Source organism: Xanthomonas hortorum (assembly GCF_024339125.1).
Classification (GTDB): domain Bacteria; phylum Pseudomonadota; class Gammaproteobacteria; order Xanthomonadales; family Xanthomonadaceae; genus Xanthomonas; species Xanthomonas hortorum.
This window is the reverse complement of the sequence record NZ_CP101417.1, coordinates 703,494-725,380: the sequence shown is the minus strand read 5'-3', so window position 1 is coordinate 725,380 and position 21,887 is coordinate 703,494. Positions and strand designations below refer to the sequence as shown.

Annotated in this window: 20 protein-coding genes, 2 tRNA genes and 1 pseudogene; 14 read left to right on the top strand and 9 right to left on the bottom strand. The window is 62.5% G+C overall.

Going from position 1 to position 21,887, the window contains the following annotated elements; genetic code table 11:
- Nucleotides 1-232 precede the first annotated feature (232 nt).
- Nucleotides 233-496 (bottom strand): annotated as a pseudogene (locus tag NMB96_RS02950) (hypothetical protein); the annotation flags it as partial.
- A 764-nt stretch (nucleotides 497-1,260) separates the two neighbouring features.
- Here NMB96_RS02950 and xopX (NMB96_RS02945) point away from each other — a divergent pair.
- Together xopX (NMB96_RS02945) and xopX (NMB96_RS02940) are read left to right on the top strand one after the other, a co-directional pair.
- The gene (gene xopX, locus NMB96_RS02945; protein ID WP_183086631.1) at nucleotides 1,261-3,237 is read left to right on the top strand and encodes a XopX family type III secretion system effector; all 1,977 of its coding nucleotides are present in this window, start codon (nucleotides 1,261-1,263) and stop codon (nucleotides 3,235-3,237) included.
- Nucleotides 3,238-3,451: 214 nt separating this feature from the next.
- Entirely contained in the window at nucleotides 3,452-5,581 is a 2,130-nt protein-coding gene (gene xopX, locus NMB96_RS02940) for a XopX family type III secretion system effector (RefSeq protein ID WP_183086778.1), read from the top strand.
- Between the two features lie 291 nt (nucleotides 5,582-5,872).
- Here xopX (NMB96_RS02940) and xopN read toward each other — a convergent pair whose 3' ends face one another.
- From xopN to NMB96_RS02925, 3 genes are all read right to left on the bottom strand, one after another.
- Nucleotides 5,873-8,026 carry a type III secretion system effector XopN gene (xopN, locus tag NMB96_RS02935; RefSeq protein WP_255086180.1) on the bottom strand — a complete coding sequence of 718 codons (2,154 nt, stop codon included), beginning with the start codon at nucleotides 8,024-8,026 and terminating at the stop codon, nucleotides 5,873-5,875.
- A complete protein-coding gene (locus tag NMB96_RS02930; RefSeq protein ID WP_023902385.1) occupies nucleotides 7,965-8,141 on the bottom strand; it encodes a hypothetical protein in 177 nt (58 codons plus the stop codon). The genes xopN and NMB96_RS02930 overlap by 62 nt, the downstream gene beginning before the upstream one ends.
- A gap of 738 nt (nucleotides 8,142-8,879) precedes the next feature.
- Nucleotides 8,880-9,173 carry a hypothetical protein gene (locus NMB96_RS02925; RefSeq protein ID WP_043888883.1) on the bottom strand — a complete coding sequence of 98 codons (294 nt, stop codon included), beginning with the start codon at nucleotides 9,171-9,173 and terminating at the stop codon, nucleotides 8,880-8,882.
- A 114-nt stretch (nucleotides 9,174-9,287) separates the two neighbouring features.
- Here NMB96_RS02925 and NMB96_RS02920 point away from each other — a divergent pair, with 114 nt between their 5' ends.
- The 5 genes from NMB96_RS02920 (at nucleotide 9,288) to NMB96_RS02900 (ending at nucleotide 13,510) form a co-directional block, all read left to right on the top strand.
- Nucleotides 9,288-9,866, top strand: coding sequence for an anthranilate synthase component II (locus tag NMB96_RS02920; RefSeq protein ID WP_043888884.1), 579 nt, complete (start codon nucleotides 9,288-9,290; stop codon nucleotides 9,864-9,866).
- 169 nt (nucleotides 9,867-10,035) lie between these two features.
- The gene (locus tag NMB96_RS02915; protein WP_023902389.1) at nucleotides 10,036-10,668 is read left to right on the top strand and encodes a flavin reductase family protein; all 633 of its coding nucleotides are present in this window, start codon (nucleotides 10,036-10,038) and stop codon (nucleotides 10,666-10,668) included.
- 115 nt (nucleotides 10,669-10,783) lie between these two features.
- Nucleotides 10,784-11,821, top strand: a complete 1,038-nt coding sequence (trpD, locus tag NMB96_RS02910; RefSeq protein ID WP_023902390.1) for an anthranilate phosphoribosyltransferase — start codon at nucleotides 10,784-10,786, stop codon at nucleotides 11,819-11,821.
- A 182-nt stretch (nucleotides 11,822-12,003) separates the two neighbouring features.
- A complete protein-coding gene (trpC, locus tag NMB96_RS02905; RefSeq protein WP_006451015.1) occupies nucleotides 12,004-12,801 on the top strand; it encodes an indole-3-glycerol phosphate synthase TrpC in 798 nt (265 codons plus the stop codon).
- Complete coding sequence (locus tag NMB96_RS02900; RefSeq protein WP_104549709.1) at nucleotides 12,794-13,510, top strand: haloacid dehalogenase-like hydrolase; 717 nt, start codon at nucleotides 12,794-12,796, stop codon at nucleotides 13,508-13,510. Before trpC ends, NMB96_RS02900 begins: the two co-directional genes overlap by 8 nt.
- A gap of 120 nt (nucleotides 13,511-13,630) precedes the next feature.
- Here the strand turns inward: NMB96_RS02900 and crp are convergent, their stop codons facing one another.
- Nucleotides 13,631-14,323, bottom strand: a complete 693-nt coding sequence (crp, locus tag NMB96_RS02895; protein ID WP_023902393.1) for a cAMP-activated global transcriptional regulator CRP — start codon at nucleotides 14,321-14,323, stop codon at nucleotides 13,631-13,633.
- A gap of 137 nt (nucleotides 14,324-14,460) precedes the next feature.
- Here crp and speD point away from each other — a divergent pair, with 137 nt between their 5' ends.
- Nucleotides 14,461-15,255, top strand: a complete 795-nt coding sequence (gene speD, locus NMB96_RS02890; protein ID WP_006451012.1) for an adenosylmethionine decarboxylase — start codon at nucleotides 14,461-14,463, stop codon at nucleotides 15,253-15,255.
- Between the two features lie 161 nt (nucleotides 15,256-15,416).
- Nucleotides 15,417-15,728 (top strand): DMT family transporter, encoded by a 312-nt coding sequence (locus NMB96_RS02885; protein ID WP_255086178.1) that lies wholly within the window; start codon nucleotides 15,417-15,419, stop codon nucleotides 15,726-15,728.
- A gap of 10 nt (nucleotides 15,729-15,738) precedes the next feature.
- Here the strand turns inward: NMB96_RS02885 and coq7 are convergent, their stop codons facing one another.
- On the bottom strand, nucleotides 15,739-16,392 hold the full coding sequence (gene coq7 / locus NMB96_RS02880) for a 2-polyprenyl-3-methyl-6-methoxy-1,4-benzoquinone monooxygenase (RefSeq protein ID WP_255086177.1): 654 nt from the start codon (nucleotides 16,390-16,392) through the stop codon (nucleotides 15,739-15,741).
- Nucleotides 16,393-16,573: 181 nt separating this feature from the next.
- Here coq7 and rplM point away from each other — a divergent pair, with 181 nt between their 5' ends.
- Nucleotides 16,574-17,002, top strand: a complete 429-nt coding sequence (rplM, locus tag NMB96_RS02875; protein ID WP_006451009.1) for a 50S ribosomal protein L13 — start codon at nucleotides 16,574-16,576, stop codon at nucleotides 17,000-17,002.
- A 2-nt stretch (nucleotides 17,003-17,004) separates the two neighbouring features.
- On the top strand, nucleotides 17,005-17,397 hold the full coding sequence (rpsI, locus tag NMB96_RS02870; RefSeq protein WP_006451008.1) for a 30S ribosomal protein S9: 393 nt from the start codon (nucleotides 17,005-17,007) through the stop codon (nucleotides 17,395-17,397).
- 155 nt (nucleotides 17,398-17,552) lie between these two features.
- On the opposite strand, the gene NMB96_RS02865 is transcribed toward rpsI, so the two are convergent.
- Nucleotides 17,553-17,626 (bottom strand) — tRNA-Gln (locus NMB96_RS02865).
- A gap of 52 nt (nucleotides 17,627-17,678) precedes the next feature.
- A tRNA-Met gene (locus tag NMB96_RS02860) sits at nucleotides 17,679-17,755 on the bottom strand.
- 118 nt (nucleotides 17,756-17,873) lie between these two features.
- Between NMB96_RS02860 and NMB96_RS02855 the strand changes: the two genes are divergently transcribed.
- From NMB96_RS02855 to bfr, 3 genes are all read left to right on the top strand, one after another.
- Complete coding sequence (locus tag NMB96_RS02855) at nucleotides 17,874-18,491, top strand: RNA pyrophosphohydrolase (protein ID WP_006451007.1); 618 nt, start codon at nucleotides 17,874-17,876, stop codon at nucleotides 18,489-18,491.
- An 80-nt stretch (nucleotides 18,492-18,571) separates the two neighbouring features.
- Nucleotides 18,572-18,781 carry a (2Fe-2S)-binding protein gene (locus NMB96_RS02850; protein ID WP_043888885.1) on the top strand — a complete coding sequence of 70 codons (210 nt, stop codon included), beginning with the start codon at nucleotides 18,572-18,574 and terminating at the stop codon, nucleotides 18,779-18,781.
- A gap of 246 nt (nucleotides 18,782-19,027) precedes the next feature.
- Nucleotides 19,028-19,498 (top strand): bacterioferritin, encoded by a 471-nt coding sequence (gene bfr / locus NMB96_RS02845; protein ID WP_005990707.1) that lies wholly within the window; start codon nucleotides 19,028-19,030, stop codon nucleotides 19,496-19,498.
- Nucleotides 19,499-19,583: 85 nt separating this feature from the next.
- Here bfr and NMB96_RS02840 read toward each other — a convergent pair whose 3' ends face one another.
- Nucleotides 19,584-21,887 (bottom strand): ATP-binding protein, encoded by a 2,304-nt coding sequence (locus NMB96_RS02840; protein ID WP_255086176.1) that lies wholly within the window; start codon nucleotides 21,885-21,887, stop codon nucleotides 19,584-19,586.

Genomic DNA, 21,887 nt, shown 5'->3' with positions numbered 1-21,887 from the left:
GCGGCGACCGGTGCGTGATCATCGGTCGCCGCACATGCGGTGCTTGAAGTGGCGTATAACCTCGCAAGCAGTCGGAGGTGGTTGCCGCAAGCGCGTCTGCAGTAATCCAGCGGCTGCGCAACCGGCTTTGGCGTTCCCACATGGCCTGTCCCAGTGGCATGTGCCACTCGGACACTCCGTTTCTAAGATTGCCGCCTGAACCCACGTGACGATCGCCAGCTATATTTTTTAACTACTCTTGCTCAGCCTGTGAGCAAAGTGCTTCGGCTTCGCGAACGGCCGCCTCGGCCTGCGATGTGGCCACGATGGTCTTGTATTGCAAGCCGGCGACTAACCCTGACGCCGTATTGGAGAGCAACGCGCTTCGTGCGGGGGTCAATCCAAGCCACGCACCAACCATATTGATGGCGGTGCCGAGTGCGATATTGGAGCTGATTGCAGCAGTGCGCGTGATCGACTGCTCCATGACGCGCTCGTAGTCCTGACGCTTGCCCTTGTTGGAGGTGTATCAACCGGTTCCAGGAAGTTTCTGGTGTTGTGGAAGTGCTCGCTCGTGCTTTCTTCGTCGTGCAGGATCGAGGCGCCCGAGGCATGCAGCAGCGGGCTCTCACCAGTGTGCAGGTTTCTGTCGGCAGCGCTGCCAGATCCGTTGCCTTTCTGAACTGTTGCGTCGTCGGAAGCTCTGCGCCCCAGGCCCGACAGCGCAGGGTCCGGCGAGGGTGCTTGTTGGTATGACGTGAGACCACCGCATCCTTGGAGACTAGACTCTGCACGGGTGTGGCCTGACGCGAGAAGGCAGATATCCCATTGGCGGCCTTTTCTACGGGCACATCGAAATGCCAGATTTCTGCGGTCTCGGCAGCTCCAGCCGCTAAGGCGAGGGAGAGCAGTGGCGCAGCGCACACCTTCTTCAAATACATGTTGTTCCCTGATAAAGCGGTCCACGCGGTAATGCCCGGAACTCATATCGCAAGGACGAATCGGTCCCGATTTTCCTTCTAACGATTGCTTGAGATGGTGCTCGCGTGAGCAGAAATGCCGCTATCGGCGATCTGCCTAGGATCACAGCGTGCCCATCCATGCGCAGCTGGCGGCATCGGAATCAACACGTCGGAGCTTCTATCGCTGTCACCGCGTGGTCGAGCACTTCCGGTGGCAGCACGCCAGTTCGCATATCCGGTTGAGTTGGAAGCTTGCGCGCGGATCATGAAAGAACACTAAACACCGCGATTTGGTGCCCCCACCGAACGGAGATATCCGATGGAGATCAAGAAAGCGCAGTCGGCAGGCCCGTCCTCGCCAGCCGAGTTGCAGGACGCACGCGAGCGCGATGAAGGTATCGTGGAACTGCAACCTGCCGCATCGCCGACACACTCCCCGGTCAACCCGGTGCTATCCGAACTTGACCCGCGCAGCCGATCGGGCAGCTCATCTGCCACATCGGCTACGGCGACTATCACCGCGCACGTGAAGTCCGCATTGGCAAACGGCGTCCGCCACGCATCCACCGCTGTATCGCGAGCCGCGTCCGATCTGTGGTCGCTCTCCGATCTGCGCACGATGCTGCAGATGCACGCAAACGATCCCGCATTTCTGGCGATCCTGCGCGGCAGCGATCCGGAACAGGCCACGCAACACACCTTGGCGTCCTGTAGACAACAAATGGATGAGCTCGGCGAGCTCATCAAAAATACAGAAGGGCTGGGGACACATCAGCGCAAGCAGTTGCTGGGCGACATCAAGGCAGTAATGAACGCCCTGCAGCCGCTCGACCACGCCACACCGGCCGCCTCACGTGTATTGAAGTCGATCGGCAATCTCATCAATTTCTGGCCGGTCGCGGTTCCCAGCCCGCTGATGGCCAAGCAGGCAAAAACCTTCGCCTTCACGATGTCCACGGCCACTAAGGGCGTGCTTGCGATGTCAGCCTCGGCGTTGCGCCCCAGCGCCGACGGCTTGCCGTTTCCATTCGCTGGAGGCCAGCTGGGGCGCGACGCGAACGAAATGCATCTCTACAACGTGCTGATCAACACGCTGTTCCTCACCACCGAACTTCCAAAGAAATTCGGCGATCAGGCGTTGCGCAGAAACGCCGAGGCGGTCAGCCAAAGTGTGGGATATGCCGCAGGCATTTCCGTGGGCTTCACGGCGATTATGTTGACGCCATTCCTGTGGAACAGCCTCAGCAAGCTCGGCAGCGCGATGCTGGACACCACGGCAGGCCTGGGCGCGGCGGCAGCACAGGCAGCGGGTCTGACCAACCAGGCGCAGCAACTGCGTGCCCGCCTGACGCCTGCCCGGGTCAATCAAGAGGTGCGCTTGCAGCTACAGGAACTCCGCGAACAACTGGACGCCTCCTGCGACGCCTTTCAGCAGGCGCGCAGCAGCTTCGTCAATCAGGATGGAGGGCGGGAACTCACCAGGACGGTGAATGCACAATGCACGCACCTGCTGGAGACCTTGGACATGTGCAGCAAACGGCTCGCCAGCGTACTGCATCTGGATGGCAGCCAGACGCCAAGTCTGCCGCGCGAATTACGCAACCAGGATGTCTCCTCCAAGGTGGCACTGATGATACTGGCCACTGCGGTGACCGGCTCCACTGTCTTCCTCGTCCAACCGGATCGGTTGGGCACGATCAATCTGCTAAGCGACACCTGCATCGTGACGGCGGTGATGGCGCAGTCGGCATGGAACAAGCAGGCCACGCGGCAGGATGCAATGGACCGTTTCAAGGCCATGTGCGGCGGCAGCATGGTCATCGCCCTTGCGCTTGGGGCGGAGAAATTTTCCAAGATGCTCACCGACAAGAGCCTGATCGAGTCATCGCCCAACGCGCAGTTCTATGCCGGTGCCATCATGTCACTGATGGCGGTAACGATGCCGGGCCCGATCGCACGCGGTGCGGAGTTGGCGATGAACTGGAGCGGACGCCAGCTTGGTCGCATGTTCACCGGACCGGATGGCACCCCGCTGGCAACCAGTGTTCCCTCCTCTGCCGAAGAACTGCAGGAGAGGACGCGGACCACGTTGGCCTATCTGATGCGCCTGACACCGGAAGAGTTGGAGCAGTACGAGCAGATCGCGGGGGAATCCATACTTCAAGAGATCCAGCAAGCCGGCCACGCGGCGCAGGCCGGGCCCAGCAGCAGCGTCACCATCACCGAGATCGAAGACAGCCAACCTGCCTCGCTCGAGCAGGTTCCGAAGGACGCTGACAAGCCGCGATCTGATTGAGCGCCTCCGCACAGGCGTGACGTCGCAGCAACCGTGCTTAAGCCTACAGACCGCCGATGCTGCAATGGCATGTACGTCGGTCACATCAGGACTCGACCGCTGCGGATCGGAACGCACCACTCCGAAGGCTCTGCTTCGTGCATTGGTTGACGAAGATGTTCCTGCGCTGACCGGACCGATCTGCATCGCCCGCAATAACACCAAGGAATCCTCCATGCACATCAAGCAAAAAAACCCAGTGGCAGCGGCGTCTGACAGCCGGCTACGCGAGCAAATTCCGCAGGAAACGGCACCGGCGAGATCGCAGCCTAGTTCCCACGATGCAGTATCCCAACTTCATGGTGATCCAAGATTGAGCGAGCTCCCCCAGCGCGGAAGCAGGCCCTCTTCGCCAGCCGCTCGCTCCGACATCGAGATCGCCGAAGCAGACATATCCAGCGCCGATAGTGATGCTGCACGGCGCCAAGACACCACGCTGCGGAGCAGGTCTCCTGCAGCGCATGCGCCCAATGCTCTGTTTCGCAGAGCAGCCTCCGGCTTGACCGAGGGGGCACTGCAACTCTCCGGGACGCTAAGAAACGCCGCTTCCAATCTCTGGTCACTGACGGATCTACGCACCATGCTGCAGATGCACGCAGACGATCCGGCATTTTTGCAGATGGTGCGCCACGCCGACCCGGAACAGAGCCAGCCACACTCTCTGGCCGCGTGCCGCCAGCAGATCACGCAGCTGCGCGGCGCCATCGAAACGGCAACCGGTCTGGAAGCACGCTTCCGCAAGCAATTGCTCGGCGACATCAAAGCCGTGGAAGACGCGCTGCAGCCGCTGGAGCAGGGGACGCCTGCGGCAGGGCGGGCGCTGAAGTCGCTGGCCAATCTGGTCAATCTCTGGCCCCTGGTGGTGCCAAGTCCGCTGCTCGCCAACCAGGCCAAGACTTTCGCTTATTCCATTGCCACAGCAACCAAGGGCGTGATGAGTCTATCGGCATCGGCGTTGCGCCCCACTGCAGACGGACTTCCGTTCCCGCTCATGGGCGGGCAGCTCGGACGCGAAGCCAATGAAATGCATTTCTACGCCATCCTGCTCAACGGAGTGTTTCTCACCACCGAACTTCCCAAGAAATTCGGCAACCCATCTATGCGACAGCAGGCCGAAGCGGTGGAAAACAACCTGGGATTTGCCGCAGCGGCATCGACTGCATGCGCGGCGATGGTGCTAACGCCTTTCCTCTGGAACAGCCTCAATGTACTGGGCAATCGACTACAGAATTGTGTCTCCCACCTGGGCGCAGGTGTCGCGGACTTTGTCGGCTTTCAGACGCAGGCTCAGCGGCTGCGCGCGCGCCTGACCCCCGGCCAGATCAGCGCGCAACTGCGCACACAACTCAACGAAATCTGCGCCGCTCTGGAGAACGGGCGCCATGCTTTTCAACAAGCGCGCCAAAACTTCACCGAACCCGGCACAGGACACGAACTCACCCGCACGCTAAATGCCCAGTGCACACATCTGCTGGAGACGCTCGATCAATGCAGCAAGCGCCTTAGCGCTACATTGCAAGTCGACCAGGACCAGCCCGCCAGCATCCCGCACCAGGTGGCCAATCACGATTTTTCCGCCAAATTGTCGTTGGCATTATTGGGGGCTGGGGTGACTGGACTGACCGTCTACCTGATCCAGCCTGATCGGATCGGCACGGTGGATCTGCTGGCCGACACGGCCGTGGTGACGACCGTGATGATGCAATCGGCATTCAACCGGCACGCGGCCCGTCAGGACGCGATGGAGCGCTTCAAGGCCATGTGCTCCGGCAGCATGGTCATGGCGCTGGCGCTGGGTGTGGAGAAGCTGTCCAAGACATTCGCAGACAAGAGTCTGATCGAAGCATCGTCGGCGTCGCCCTACTACGCTGGCGCGATCATGTCGCTGATGTCGATGACGATGCCTGGCCCCATGGCACGTGGCGCGGAACTGGCGATGAACTGGGGTGGACGCCAGCTTGGTTGCATGTTCACCGGACCGGATGGCACCCCGCTGGCAACCAGCGTTCCCTCATCTGTTGAAGAACTGCAGGAGAGGTCGCGGACCACGTTGGCGTATCTGATGCGCCTGACACCGGAACAGTTGGATCAGTACGGGCAGATGGCGGGGGAATCCGTGCTGCAAGCGATCCAGGAAGCCGGCGACGCGGCGCAGGCCGGGCCCAGCAGCAGCGTCACCATCACCGAGATCGAAGAGGAGAGCGAGCACGCCGTGGAGTGGACCTCTCCGAGGACGACCGACGGTACAAACGCAGTTTCGAGCGGCGATGAAGCCATCACACATGCTCCATCGCCGCTTCATTGATCGCGTGTATGGCGGCGTATTCGGCGTTGCTTGATGCGGCTCGGTCGGAACAAAAAGCCACGCCGTTCGGCGGGGTTTGATCAACCAGAGAACCGATGGAACTGGATATCAGAAATCCATGACGCCCATGCCATCTCCGGCTGGTATTGCCGGCTCGTCCTTCTTCGGTGCATCGTCCACCATGGCTTCGGTGGTGATCATCAGGCCTAATATGGTCGAGACGAGATGGCCTTGCCGGCCATCCCGTTTTTGTTGCGTCGCTTTTGATGCATCGCCGCGGTCGGCGCCGCATCATGCCGGTTGCGGCGCCTGATCGTCCTCGATCTGCACGATCACTTCGTGCGACTGCGATGTGGGCGCTGTTCCCTGCCGCAGCCGCTCCACTGCCTGCGGCAGGGTCAGCGACGGCGCGGCCTGCGCTGCGGAGGACGTGGCACCGTGCGGTTGGGTGAGCGCCTTGGCCTCACCCAACAGCTGTTCCACATCGTTGCCTTGCAGTAGCGCGTTGATCGCTTGGCTCGCCTTGGTCGCCCGACGCTGGGACAGCGCTTCGTTGGCCCCCCCCATCACGCCACGTAAGACTTGCTGCTTCAATCCGATGTCGGTGTCGCCCTCGCGGCGATTGTTCTTGACGGTGATGGCGATGTGCTGATTCAGCGCGCCGACCGCAGCCATGCCTCCCGACAGGGCAGAGATCGCCAGGGTCTGTGCGGTCGGCACGTTGCGCGTTCCACCCTGCGCTGCAGAGCTGGCCTTGCCGATCACCGAGGATGCCGCGCTGCCCAGCACGCCGAGATGGAACATCTGGCCAATGCGTTGGGCGGTCTGTGCGGAGAACTCGCGCGAGGTGTACTTCTTGGCGATATCGCTGATCAGTTGCTCCGACACCACCGACTTCTCGGCGCCGAGCAGCACCGCTGCAGCGACACCGTCTGGATCGAGTTCGTCCAACTTGCCTTCGCGCAAGGCTTGCAGATCCCGGCTCAGCAATTCCAGCGCCTTCGCCGGGCCGGCGCCGTGGCCCGATTCCAGATCCAGGTCGTCGGCGTCTGCCGTCACGTGCGGCGAGGGCGATGCCTGCACCTCCGCCTCCGCCTTGAGCGCGTCTTCCATCGACGCCAGTCCGTTGATGACGCGTTTCACCAGAGCCTGCGTGGGCGACTGAATCAGTTTGCGCAGCTTGCCCTGATCGATCTCCTCTGCCGCAACCGGCTCGCCACATGCAAGTTTCGACTTGCCCGCTTCGGTCAGTACATCGGCGTACAGCAGATTGAGCTTGTTGTTGTAATCCTGTTTTGCCTGTTCGTCGAATCCAGCGGCCACATGTTGCGCAGCTGTCATCAGCAGGGCACAGACAGTCTGCGCGGTCGGCGACAGTGCCCGTATTGCGCCGGTCTTGCTGAGCAGGCCCAGCGTACCCGCCAAGGGCGAACGCAGGATGCGCGGGACGGCCTGCCAGCGATTGCCCATCCATTGCCGGTCGTGCGCGCCCTGGGTCATGACAAAGTCTTGCTGCGCCTGATGCAGGCGCTTGTAGGCTTCCCGCAATTGGTGGGCAGCGGCGATGAGGGCGTCAGTTGGCTGTGCGACTGCGGCACGGTTGAGTTGTCTGAAATTTTCTAAGCACCCGCTGAATTCGACAATATGCCTTTCCAGCGCCTTCGCAAGGTCCGGTAGCAAATGCTTGTCGTTGATCTGATTCTTGTCCGGCACGATGACGTGACCGCCATGCTCGCGGATGGATTCGCACAGGCTGACCACTGCCGACTGCTGGGCCGCATTCATCGGTGCGGCGACGGCCGCTGTGGCAAAGCCGAATCCTGCGCCTGCCCAGGGCTGACGGGTTGCGTAGTTGATCCAGGGCGAGACGATGTACTGCATCGCATTGTTTAGGAAACTACCGGTGGGATTGGGCATGCCGGACAGCAACGCGGTGCGTCGCAAGTCGGAAACCTCGACCTCGCTCAATCCCTGCGCCTTGTACCAATCCATCGCATCCGTTTCGTGGATGCGGCTCAACAGATCCGCGTGTGTCGCTGCGCGTTCTTGCACGCCGGTGGTGTCCGGCAATTTCATCGGCCTGATCTTGTTGATGAGTTCGGCGGCCAGCTGCGGCTGGACCGGGCGCCGGTTGTCGGCAGCCAGTTTCTCTTTGAGTCGCACCAGCGACGCTCCGCCATGATGCGACGGCATTACAGGCTGCGGAATCTGCAGACCAACCGAGCCCAGGTGGCTAGCCGTATGAGATGCCTGCGCAGTGGCGTCTGTGGTCCCCTTGCCGCGCTTGCCCGGGCGGCGCGACAGCATAATCAATGCGCCATCGGGCTGAGCGTCGGAATGTCTGCGCGAGGCGTCCGGTATGGCTTCTTGTTCAATCTCGTGGCTATTCGGGCTTGAGGTTGATGCACTGCGGTTGAGTGGAGCGGCGGATACGGAAGGCTTCATCGGATATCTCCTGGCCCTGCATGAAGTGGCGGCACCGATCAATCGCTGGTGCCGAAAGTGCGATCGCCACGTATTCCGGAGTTAGGGCGATGTCGACGAGCGGTGCGGTGGTCATGGTTCGAAGAAAACTCGAGGTCAAGCGCGCGACGCAGCCGTTGGCGAGAAGAAAGATCCAAGCGCGACCGCATTGCGGTTGGAGTGAATCACTCCCCAGGCAGCTTCCTTGCTGAACAGCAGAACCGATGTCGCCGTACCCGAATCGTCCTTGTATGCGCATACGAGGTCAGGCGTGTCGTTGGCCGATGACAGGGTTGGGTGAGGCGGTCACGCAGAAACGAAGTCGCGCGTGTGCACGCGCGCGCGACCCGAAGGCGATGGAAAAGCGCCGGGATGCACTGCGCCAATGAGCGTGACGGTGTATTACCGGCGCAGCCAAGGCTTGGAGTGGAACCGGCTGTAATCGCCGGCGCGGCGGTGCCCCACGCGCAGCCGATGCGCAATCGCCTGCATCGCGTCCTGATCATAACGCCGCATCCGCCAGGGTGCAGAAGTCTCCCGCAAGCGCGGTGAGTGAATGTCCGCTCCCTGTATGGATCGCGGTGGCCGCAGGGTGCTCATGGCATTCAGCCTGAGGACGGTGTTGGGGAGCGCTCAACAGCGTCACGAGTACGTCGACCACCAACGCCGTGCCCCGCAGCGACGACCACAGCCGGGACGCGGCGTGGTTTGGCCCGGGAGCCCAGATCAAGCAGCGGGCGTGGGACGATGTGATGAAGCTGGTGGCGTGTCAGCGCGCCCATGGGTCATCGACGCACTAGAGATCGCCGGCGCCAAGCGGGCACTGGCAGATCCTTCAGTTGCGCAGGATATGACGGACGCCCGAGTCGAAGACCGCATAGCTAGCCTGAGAGACGGGCAGATAGCGCATTCGCACGCAGCCCTCGGCCTGCGTCATGAGTGTTTTCACGCGTTGCTGAGTCCTGGATAGCCCTGTAGCAGTGGCCTGCCGCCAAGAACGCTCTTGGCGGCTGAGCTGCTGTCCTATGTCGACGCTGAACTGAATCGCGCTATTTCTGCAAAGTTTTATGCGCAGGAAAAGACCGCTTGCGGCACAAAGCTGGAGCTGGCCCATGCGAAGATATGCCATTGCATGACTCGCCCCGAAGCGACTTGGGTATCAATTAAGTTAGCGGGTATCGGAGGGGTGTCGTCTAGGTTTTCCGGATTGCGGATCCTTAAAAAACAAACGGATACGTCAGAAATGCTGCTGATGCTCGATAACTATGACAGCTTCACCTACAACCTCGTGCAGTACCTGCAGGCCTTGGGCGCGGAGGTCACGGTGGTGCGCAACGATGCGATGAGCGTCGATCAGATCGCCGCGCTCAAGCCGGAGCGCATCGTGATCTCGCCCGGTCCGCGCACGCCCAACGAGGCCGGTGTCTCGCTGCAGCTGATCGAGCAGCTGGGCCAGACCACGCCGATCCTGGGCGTCTGTCTGGGCCACCAGAGCATCGGTCAGGTCTATGGCGGCGATGTGATCCGCGCCGGCAACATCATGCACGGCAAGACCTCGCCGATCCGCCACGAGGGCAAGGGCGTGTTCGCCGGCCTGCCGGACAGCTACGAAGCCACGCGCTACCACTCGCTGGTGGTGGACAAGACCACCTTGCCCGAAGCGCTGGAAGTCACCGCCTGGACCGAGAATCCGGATGGCTCGGTGGAAGAGATCATGGGCCTGCGCCATCGCCAGTTTCCGGTCGAAGGCGTGCAGTTCCATCCCGAATCGATCCTGACCCAGCACGGTCATACCTTGCTGAAAAACTTCCTGGAGCGCTGACCGAAATGCGCACCGCGCACGTCGCCCGCGTCTATACAGCAGTTGTCGATGCAGGCTTCAGCAACGTCGATGCACCAGCTGCCCATGCATGCGATGCCCGCAATCATCTGTCCTGCATGGCAGAGATGGTTGGCCGTTTCGTTTATTCAACGCCTGCATCCGGATCACGATGAGCACCACTGGCGACAACGTCCACTTCTACGAACCAAGCCAGGGCCACGGGCTGCCGCACGATCCGTTCAACGCCATCGTCGGCCCGCGGCCGATCGGCTGGATCGGGTCGCGCAGCGCCGAGGGCATCGCCAATCTGGCGCCTTACAGCTTCTTCAACGCCTTCAACTACGTGCCGCCGATCGTCGGCTTTGCCAGCATCGGTCGCAAGGACAGCCTGCGCAACATCGAAGCCACCGGCGAATTCACCTGGAATCTGGCCACGCGCCCGTTGGCCGAGGCCATGAATGCCAGCGCGGCGATAGTGCCCTCGGAGGTGGACGAGTTCGCACTGGCCGGCTTGCAGATGGCAGCTTCGCGCCTGATTGATGCGCCGCGTGTGGCGGCAAGCCCGGTGAGTTTCGAATGTCGGCTCAGCCAGTTGCTGCCGCTGCAGAGTGCAAGCGGGCAGGCCATCGAAACCTGGCTGGTCCTGGGTGAAGTGGTGGGTGTGCATCTGGCGCACGCGGCGCTGCAGGACGGCATTTACGATCCCGCTGCCGTGCAGACGATCCTGCGCGCCGGCGGTGCCGCCGATTATTTCGAAGTGCAGGCCCAGGCGCGTTTCCGCATGCGGCGTCCCGGTCAATGAGCGTCGGTGCAACGCCGCTGCATGGCATTGCACCGACGCTGGCATGTCTCTCCACGCCTGATCGATCCACAGTCCTCTCGCACTTCTCCCACGTTTTTCCACGGTCCTCTCGCCCATGCCCATCACGCCGCAAGAAGCCCTGCAACGCACCATCGAACACCGCGAAATCTTTCACGACGAAATGGTCGAGTTGATGCGGCAGATCATGCGCGGCGAGGTCTCCGACATGATGGTCGCGGCCATCCTCACCGGGCTGCGGGTCAAGAAGGAGACCATCGGCGAAATCGCCGGTGCGGCCACGGTGATGCGCGAGTTCTCGCGCCGCGTGGAAGTGAGCGACCGCCAGCACATGGTGGATATCGTCGGCACCGGCGGCGATGGCTCGCACACCTTCAACATCTCCACCTGCGCGATGTTCGTGGCCGCGGCCGGTGGTGCCAAGGTTGCCAAGCACGGCAACCGCAGCGTCTCGTCCAAGTCCGGCAGTGCCGACGCGCTGGAAGCGTTGGGCGCAGTGATCGAACTGCAGCCCGAACAGGTCGCCGCCTCGCTGGCGCAGACCGGCATCGGCTTTATGTACGCACCGGTGCATCACCCGGCCATGAAGATGGTGGCGCCGGTACGTCGCGAAATGGGCGTGCGCACCATTTTCAATATCCTCGGCCCGCTCACCAACCCGGCGGGCTCGCCGAACATCCTGATGGGCGTGTTCCATCCGGATCTGGTCGGCATCCAGGCGCGCGTGCTGCAGGAGCTCGGCGCCGAGCGCGCGCTGGTGGTGTGGGGCCGCGATGGCATGGACGAACTCTCGCTCGGTGCCGGCACCTTGGTCGGCGAGCTGCGCGATGGCCAGGTGCGCGAATACGAAGTGCATCCGGAGGATTTCGGCATCGCCATGTCGGCCAGCCGCAACCTCAAGGTGGCCGATGCCGCGCAATCGCGCACGATGCTGTTGCAGGTGCTGGACAACGTGCCCGGCCCGGCGCTGGACATCGTGGCGCTCAACGCCGGCGCGGCCCTGTATGTGGCCGGCGTGACCGACAGCATCGCCGCCGGCGTGGTGCGTGCGCGTGCGGTGCTGGCCGATGGCTCGGCGCGCGCCAAACTGGATGCCTATGTCGCCTTCACCCGTCAGGCTGCTGCGCAGTCCTGATCCATGCATTGTCCGCACCCTCCACATCTGCGATGTCACCACGCCGGTGTGGCCTGCCCCGAGAAAGCGGCAACCGCTGGCCGGCATCGTCACGGTGCCGCTGGCATGCTGTGCACTGGCGTGCGGCCACCTCAGTTGCGGCCGTGTTGACCGATAATGCCCGCCCGCCAGGACCCGATACGATGAGCGATATCCTCAACACCATCCTTGCCCGCAAGGCCGAAGAAATCGCCGAGCGCAGTGCACGCGTGCCGCTGGCCGAGCTGGTCGCGCGCTGCGCCGACCTGCCGCTCACACGCGGCTTTGCTGCCGCCATGCAGGCCAGCATCGCCGCCGGCGACCCGGCCGTCATCGCCGAAGTGAAGAAGGCCAGCCCGTCCAAAGGCGTGATCCGGCCCGACTTTCATCCGGCCGACATCGCCGTCAGTTACGAGTTCGGTGGGGCCAGTTGCCTGTCGGTACTCACCGACGTGGATTTCTTCCAGGGCGCCGATGCGTATCTTCAGCAAGCGCGCGAGGCCTGCACGCTGCCGGTGCTGCGCAAGGATTTCACTGTCGACCCCTATCAGGTCTACGAAGCGCGCGTGCTCGGTGCCGACTGCATCCTGCTGATCGTTTCGGCGCTGGAAGACGCGCAGCTGGCCGATCTGTCGGGCCTGGCCATGCAACTCGGTCTGGATGTATTGGTGGAAGTGCACGACATCGACGAGCTCGAGCGCGCCGTGCAGGTGCCGGTGCCGCTGGTGGGCATCAACAATCGCAACCTGCGCACCTTCGAGGTCTCGCTGCAGACCACGCTGGACATGCGCGCCGCGGTGCCGCGCGATCGCATCCTGGTCACCGAGAGCGGCATCGTCACTCCGGCCGATGTGCAGTTGATGCGCAGCCACGATGTGAACGCGTTTCTGGTCGGCGAGACCTTCATGCGCGCGCCCGAACCCGGCGAGTCGCTGCGTCAGCTATTCTTTGCGCATGACTGAGTCGTATCCCGCACCGCGCGACGACGCCCCGCTGGTGGTCTTCGATTTCGACCACACACTGTACGACGGCGATTCCGGCAGCCATCTGTTTGCCTGGCTGATCAAACGCAATCCGTTGCGTCTGCTGGTGGCGTTGTTGGCTTCGCCAATCCTCGGACCGATGGTGGCGATGCTGCCGACCCGCAGGCGCGGTGTCTCCGGCTATGTGTGGATCGCCACCTTCGGCCTGCATCGCACGCGCGAATTCAATCGTTTCATCGACGCGTACGTGCTCAAGCATGAAGCGCAGATCCGGCAGCGCTTGCTGCCGCATGCGTTGAAGGTGTTTACCGATCATCGCGCCGCCGGCGATCGGGTCGTGGTCGCCACCGGCGCACCGCCAGAACTGGCGCGTGCGATTCTCGGCTTCGTCGCGCATCAGGATGTGCCGGTGATCGGTAGTCTGGTCGGCCCACGCCTGGGTGCGGTCACCGCGCGGCGCCACTGCCACAACGAAGAAAAGATGCGCATGCTGCGCGAGCGCGGCTATGCCGACATCGCCATCGCCTATTCGGACAGCACGGCCGATCTGCCGTTGTTGAAGGCCGCACGCGCACCGGTGGTGGTCAACCCCAAAGCCAATCGCGAAGCACTGTTCCGTCAGGTGCTGCCTGCAGGCACGCCGATCCTCAACTGGGGCTGTCGCGACCGCGGTGGCAAGGCGCTGTAGCGCCTGACACGCCCGGCAATCGATGGCGGAACGCGCCCGACTACATCGGTCCGCATGCCTTGCGACATGCGGTTCAAGCTGCGGTCGGTGCGAAGCCGCACCAACCGCGACCGCTACTGCTTAGCGCGTGCCGTACAGCACGACGGTCTTGCCGCGTGCATGCAACAGACCATCGGCCTGTAGCTTTTTGAGCACGCGGCCGGCCATTTCGCGCGAGCAACCCACCAGGCGTGCCAATTCCTGCCGCGAAACGCGCAGCTGGGTGCCCTGCGGATGGCTCATCGCTTCAGGCTCCTTGGACAGATCGTGCAGCGTACGTACGATGCGATCGGTCACGTCCAGGAATGCCAGGCGGCTGGCTTTCCTTGTGGTATCGAGCAATCGCTTTGAGAGCTGAACGCCAATCGCGTACAGGATGCGGGGCGCATCCGGTGACAGACTGGTCTGGAACAGTTGTTGCAGCCGCTCGTAGCTGATTTCCGCCAGTTCGCATTGGGTGCGGGTGCGCAAGATCACCTCGCGCGTATCGGATTCGATGAACAACCCCATCTCGCCGACGAACTCGCCACTGCCGAAGTAGCCCAGCACCAACTCACGATCGTCATCTTCCTCGGCGATGATGCTGACCGAGCCGCTGACAACGTAGTAGAGGGTGCCGGCCGGGTCTCCTGGCCGGAACACATCGGTCCGGGTCGGATAGCGCCTGCGGTGGCTGTGCGCCAGAAAACGCTCAATCGTGCCAGCGTCCAGTGCCAGATAAGGGGTAGCGTTACGTACCGTCGTGGTGACAACCGTCGTGTTTCCTGGGTTCATGGTAGTTCCGCTTGTAATTCCTGAAGCTTAACGGCATGAGTCATGCAAGGTAAACCATTCTCAACGTCGGCATTTCGTTGCTGGGATCTTTGGCTCATAATTGACTCCTTTCCCGCCTTCCATAAGGACAGACCGACGTGGTCAAGCCGTTGCCTCGCCTGAGGCTACAGGGGTTCAACAACCTCACCAAGGCGTTGAGCTTCAACATCTACGACGTCTGTTACGCGCGTACCGAAGAGGAGCGTCAGCGTTACATCGAGTACATCGATGAGCAATATGACGCGGACCGTCTGACGCAGATCCTGACCGACGTGGCCGAGATCATTGGCGCCAACATCCTCAATATCGCACGTCAGGACTACGATCCGCAGGGCGCGTCGGTGACGATCCTCATCTCGGAAGAGCCCGTCATCGACAAGAAGCAGGCCGGCAAGGAGTTGATTCCTGAAGCCGTGGTTGCTCATATGGACAAGAGTCATATCACTGTCCATACATATCCCGAGACGCATCCGCAGGAAGGTATCGCGACATTCCGCGCCGATATCGACGTCGCCACGTGCGGTGTGATCTCGCCGTTGAAGGCGCTGAACTACCTGATCGAGAGTCTGGAATCGGACATCGTGATCATGGACTACCGTGTCCGTGGCTTTACCCGCGATGTGAAGGGCAAGAAGCACTACATCGACCACAAGATCAACTCGATCCAGCACTTCATGGCCAAGAACGTGAAGTCGCGTTACGAGATGTTCGACGTCAATGTCTATCAGGAAAATATCTTCCACACGAAGATGCACCTGAAGGATTTCGATCTCGATCAGTACCTGTTCGAAGAGCGCGCCAAGAACCTCTCGTTCAAGGAGCGCATGAAGATCGAAACGTTGTTGAAGCGTGAAATCGAAGAGCTGTTCCACGGGCGTAATCTGAGCGAATAAGCGCAGGATTCGACCTGTTGCGTGCTTGTTTGCAAGCGCGCGCAAGATGCAAGGCGGGACGGCCCGCCACGCGATGACCTCGCGTTCCACAGCCGACGGCGGCCCAGTGTGCAAACACTGGGTCGCTTTTTTTTGCCCGTTTTCTAGTGAGGAGTGATGCGATGCCCTGGATCTATCTGTTGTTGGCCGGCCTGTTCGAAATCGGCTTTGCCATGGGCCTGAAGTACAGCGACGGTTTTACGCGCCTATGGCCGACCGTGCTGACGATTTGCCTGGCAGCCATCAGTCTGTGGTTGTTGACGCAGGCACTGAAGACCATTCCGGTGGGAACCGGTTACGCGATCTGGACCGGCATTGGCGCAGTCGGCGTCACCATCGCTGGCATCGCGTTGTTCGGCGATAGCGCGTCGTGGCCGCGCCTGGCGTGCATCGGCCTGATCGTTGCCGGTGTGATTAGCTTGAAGCTCGCCTAAAACGAACCGCCTAAAAGCGGTAGGTGATGGTCTTCATGAGCTTGGAGGCCAGGGCCATGGCGCTGGGAATCGGCGGCGGCAGGATGCGGGCGCCGGCCTGTTCGGCCTGATCGGCGTGGCGTGCTTCGTCGATCTTCATCACGCGCAGGATGGCGCGACTGCGCTGGTCGATCGCGGGCAGGGTCTCCAGGTGCTCGTCCAGATGGGCTTCGACCTGGCGCTCGGTCTCGACCACGAAGCCCAGGCTCCAGTCGTCGCCGCGCAATCCGGCCAGTGCGCCGAGGGCGTAGCTGCCGGCGTACCAGAGCGGGTTGAACAGGCTGGGGCGGCTGTCCAGTTCGTGCAGACGGTCGGCGCACCAGGCCAGGTGGTCGGTTTCTTCCTGCGCCGCTTCCAGCAAGTGTTGCTGGGTGTGGGCATCGCGGGCGACCGCCGCCTGGCCAAAATACAGGCCTTGCGCGCAGACCTCGCCGACATGGTTGATGCGCATCAGTCCGGCGGCATGCCGGCGTTGGTCTGGTTCAAGCGCGATGTCGGGCGTGTCGGCGGCTGGATTGGGTCGCTTGGCGGGCGGATTGCCGAATACCGTGTCCAGCGCGCGTTGGGCTTCGACCAGGAGCCGGTCGAGCGGGCTATGCAGTCGGAATGAAGAGGTCTGGGTCATCCGGCGATTCTGGCCCCCGGCCGGCGCGCTGCCAACCGCCCATCGCCGGCCGGTGGGGCGACTTGCGCCGCCGCGGGGCGTCCCGTACAATCCCGCCTCTTATGTTTCGCCTTCACAACGCGTGGCAAAGTTCCAGCGGTCATCGCCGCTGCAATCCGCCCGACTACTCAAGAGCTTCCTCATGACTACGTTCACCGCCAAGTCCGAGACCGTCCAGCGCGACTGGTATCTCGTTGACGCCGCCGGCAAGACGCTTGGCCGTCTCTGCACCGAACTGGCTAGCCGCCTGCGCGGTAAGCACAAGCCGATCTATACCCCTCACGTCGATACTGGCGATTACCTCGTGGTGATCAATGCCGAAAAGATCGTGGTCACGGGCAACAAGCTGAAAGACAAGAAGTATCACCGCTTCACCGGCTACATCGGTAACTTGAAGACCGAGAGCCTGGAGCAGGCGCTGCAGCGCCACCCGGAGCGCGTGATCGAAATCGCCGTCAAGGGCATGCTGCCGAAGGGTCCCCTGGGCCGCACCATGTACCGCAAGCTCAAGGTCTATTCGGGTGCCGAGCATCCGCACGCCGCTCAGCAGCCGCAAGTTCTGGATATCTAATCATGGCTATCACGCAAAACTACGGCACCGGTCGCCGCAAGTCCTCCACCGCTCGCGTGTTCCTGCGCAAGGGTACCGGCAACATCTCGGTCAACGGCCTGCCGTTGGATAAGTTCTTCGGTCGCGAAACTGCGCGCATGATCGTGCGTCAGCCGCTTGAGCTGACCAAGAACACCGAAAGCTTCGACATCCTGGTCACCGCCTCCGGCGGCGGCACCACCGGTCAGGCCGGTGCGATCCGTCTGGGCATCGCCCGTGCGCTGGTCGAATACGACGAAACCCTGAAGTCCGAGCTGCGCAAGGCTGGCTTCATGACCCGTGACGCCCGCGAAGTCGAGCGTAAGAAGGTCGGTCTGCACAAGGCCCGTCGCGCTACCCAGTTCTCCAAGCGCTGATCCATCGCGTTTGTTGCGTCCCGGCTCGCCGGGGCGCCTGCTTCAAAAGCCCGGTTATGCCGGGCTTTTGTCGTTTCTGGGATGTGGAACTGCGCTTGGCTCAAAACCATCAGGCAACAAAAAAGGCCCGATCTTTCGATCGGACCTTTCGTGTTTGGCTGCCCCGGATGGATTCGAACCACCGATGCCTGAGTCAGAGTCAGGTGCCTTACCGCTTGGCGACGGGGCAATAAAACGTGTTGGGCCAAGATTATCGCATGCCAGTGTGCGCATGAATACCTTGGTGGCTATGGGTGGACTCGAACCACCGACCCCAGCATTATGAGTGCTGTGCTCTAACCGGCTGAGCTACATAGCCTAGGGAGCCGGCAATTCTTACCAAGCGTCCGTGTGTTGTCAAGCATTTCGTTTTCAGCTTGTGAGCTGGCCGTCGCCGTGGCAGAGTCGGTGACAGTAGATTTTCAGGAGTCCGCATCGTGATCGATCCGGACGGCTTCCGGCCAAACGTTGGCATCGTGCTGATGCGGCAAGACGGTCAGGTGTTCTGGGCACGACGTGTGCGCAGGGACGGCTGGCAGTTCCCGCAAGGTGGCATGAATACCGACGAGACACCCGTCGAAGCCATGTACCGCGAGTTGCGCGAAGAAACCGGGTTGTTGCCCGAGCATGTGTCCGTGCTCGGCGCCACCCCTGGATGGCTACGCTATCGCCTGCCCAGCCGGGCGGTGCGCCGCAACGAACGCCAGGTGTGTATCGGCCAGAAGCAGGTCTGGTTCCTGCTGCAATTCACTGGCGAAGAATCCCACCTCAAGCTCGACCATACCGATACCCCGGAGTTCGACCACTGGCGCTGGGTGGATTTCTGGTATCCGGTCGAGCATGTGGTGATGTTCAAGCGCGGCGTCTACGCGCGTGCGCTGCGCCATCTGGCGCCACTGGCGCAGAACCTGGCGGGGCCGGCCGCTGTTGGTGTGATGCCCGAGCGTGCGCTGGAGGCGTGGTTGCCAGGCAGCAGCGCTGCGGGACATGACAGCCCACGCAAGCGTCCGCGTAAGCGCAGCGGGGCTCGCACGGTGCGGATTAATAATGATTAACGTTTGGAATTGACACCTATTCTCGTTTGCGGTGCAATCAGTCCCGGTCCTCTCCGGATCGCCAGCACCCGACCGATACCGTGTACGTCTGCATCTGTAATGGGGTCACTGACCACCAGATCCGCGAAGCGGCCCAGAGTGGCTGCGCCAGCCTGGCCGAGCTGACCATGCGCACCGGCTGCGGTTCCAACTGCGGTTCGTGCCTGGAGATGGCCGGCGACCTGCTGAGCCAGGCGCATGCGACCCGCGCGCTGCCGTTGCCCATGCTGGGGCTGGCGAGCGCAGCCTGAGGCGTGCGACGTCGCGCGCTGTGACGGCCGGTAGCTCCGACCAGCGTCTCTCGAACATCTCTCCAGGATTGCGCCGTCCACGGTTTTCCTTCGAGATCGAGCGCGAGGTCGTCCCAGGCTAAGGCCGGTACGGCGCTCCACACAGCGGTCGACCCACGCGTCCCGCAATTGATCACGATTCGCGTTCCTTCATGCGTCGCGCCAACGCGTTAGAGTGCGGCCGGCTCACTGTCTCGGAGACATCGCATGAAGGGCGATACCAAAGTCATCGAGTACCTCAACAAGGTGCTCTACAACGAACTCACTGCGATCAACCAGTACTTCTTGCACGCCAAGATGCTGAAGAATTGGGGCCTGAAAGAACTGGCCGAGCATGAGTACAAGGAATCCATCGACGAAATGAAGCATGCGGACAAGCTGTCCGACCGCATCCTGTTTCTCGAAGGGCTTCCCAATTTTCAGGCGCTAGGCAAGCTGCGTATCGGTGAGAATCCGACCGAGATGTTCCGTTGCGATCTGGCGCTGGAGCGCGAAGCGGTGGCTGTGCTACGCGAGGCGGTGGCGTATGCGGAGACCGTCAACGACTACGTGAGCCGTCAGCTGCTGGTGGACATCCTGGAGTCGGAAGAAGAGCACATCGACTGGCTGGAAACGCAGCTGGATCTGGTGGCGCGGATTGGTGAGCCGAATTATTTGCTGACCAAGCTGGACGATTGAGGTCTGCTGAGAGAGCTGTCGGGTTGTTCTTGGGCGGCGCGTTTTGCTGGCTACCTGGTATGACTCGGCACAGGCTCCTGATCGCTCAGCTGGCGGCGTGGGTCTTGGCTTGCAGGCGGGCGACCTGGCCTAACAGTGCCAGGCGGGCGCGCGCGTATTCGGCGATGACCAGCGCCACCATGACCGAGGGGCGTTCGACGGTGCCGGTGCGTGCGGCCAGTTCGATGCGGCGTGCTGCGTTGGAGACCGCCTGGGCGCCGACGTTGGCGCTGGACGACTTGAGCGTGTGGGCCAGATCGCGCAGCTGCATGCTGTCGCGATTGGCTGCTGCGGTTTCCAGTCGTTCAATGATGCCCGGCGCATCTTCCAGGAACAGCTGCAGGATGGTGATGGTGTCTGCGCCCGCCACCTCGTACAACTCGTCAATGACGCTGTTGTCCAGGATCGGCAGCGCACGCGCCTGAGCGGCGTTGCTGGCGCTTTCGGACTCCACGCTGGCTGCACCACTGGTCGGGCCGGGCAGCGCCGGCTGGCGTGGCAGCCAGCGCTGCAGGCAGGCATCCAGTTGCTCGCGTGCGACCGGCTTGGACAGGTAGTCATCCATGCCGGCGGCCAGGCAGCGTTCGCGATCGCCGGCCATGGCGTTGGCAGTCATCGCCACGATCGGGATCGGGCGGCCGCCACTTTCGGTTTCCATCGCGCGCCAGCGCCGGGTGGCGGCATAGCCGTCCAGTACCGGCATCTGGCAATCCATGAAGACCATGTCGTAGCGGGTGGATTCCATGCTGCTCAGCGCGGCTTCGCCATCGGTGGCGGTGTCGGCGTCGAAGCCGAGTACCGCCAGCAGCTTTTGCGCGACCAGCAGGTTCACCGGGTTGTCTTCCACCAGCAGGATGCGCACCTCGCGTGCGTTGGTCAGCGGTGGCGCCAACGGCTCGGGGATCATCGCCGAGGCCAGCGTGAGCGATTGGGCCGGCTTCGGATCGGGCGGCAGCACCAGCGAGCGCAGCGTCTCGTCCGGACTCTGGCGCGGCACCAGGGTGGCGTGGTCCTGCAGTTCGGACGGCACCGGTTCGTCGCCGTAGAGCCAGATCAGGCGCGAGCCGCCGAGGTCTGCGGGCTGGGCCAATGCGCGATGCACGGCGCGGGCGCTGTAGCGCAGCGTGTCGTGGTCGGCGATGACGCAGCGGAAGCCTTCGGTGTCGCTGTGGCGACGCACGCGCTCCAGCGCTTCCTGGGTGGTTTCCATCAGCACATTCGACACGCCCCAGCTGTCGAGCAGGCGCTTGAGGCGCTGCGACAGGCGCGTGTCGGAACTGATCACCATGACGCGTGCGGCGTCGGCGCCGGTGTTCTGTTGCAGGTCGCCGATGACCTTGAGCAGCGGGATCTCGAACCAGAAGGTGGCGCCGCGCCCGGGCTCGGATTCCACCCCGATGCGGCCGCCCATCAGGTCGATGATGCGCTTGCAGATCGCCAGCCCCAGCCCGGTGCCGCCGTACAAGCGGGTGGTGGAGGCGTCAGCCTGGGCGAATGAGCGGAACAGACGCGCCTGCTGGTCCTGCGCAATGCCGATCCCGGTGTCGCGGATCTGGAAGCGCAGCAGATGCTGAGCGCGGGTTTCGCCAAGACGACGCAGCTGGATATCCACGCTGCCACGTTCGGTGAACTTGATTGCATTGCCGATCAGGTTGCCCAGCACCTGGCGCAGGCGGATCGGGTCACCGCGCACCAGCAGGCGCACCGATGGCTCGATCTCCAGACCGATGCGCAACTGGCGGCCTTCGGCGGTGCGCTGCAGCAGCTGCACGACGCCGTCGAGCAGTTCGCGCAGGTTGAAGGTGGTGATCTCCAGTTCGAGCTTGTTGGCTTCGAGTTTGGAGTAGTCGAGGATGTCGTCGACGATGCGCAGCAGCTGCAGCGAACTGCCGGTGGCGGTCTGCAGCATGTCGCGCTGGTCCAGGCTGAGCTGGCCGCTGGAGATCAGTTCCAGCATCGGAATGATGCCGTTGAGCGGGGTGCGGATCTCATGGCTCATGGTGGCCAGGAATTCGCCCTTGGCCAGCGTGGCGGCCTCGGCGGCCTGTTTGGCGCGCAGCAGTTCCTGCTCGAGTTCGCCCTGGCGTTGCAGCTCCTGCTGCAGGCGCTCGCGTGCGACCTCGGCTTCTTCGAGGCGTTGTGCCAACGCATGCTGCGCGTGTGCACTGCGATACGCGGCGATGGCAGCGCACACGCCCAATACCACCGCGAGCGCTGCAGATGTTGCGGTCAACGCCAGCCAGGGACCATCGATGGCAGACCACTGCAGGCCTGCCCCCAGCGCTGCGGCAAGGGCGGCCAGCGTGGCCAGGCTGCTCCAGGCGCGAAGGCCTCCTGCCCGCGCTGTCAC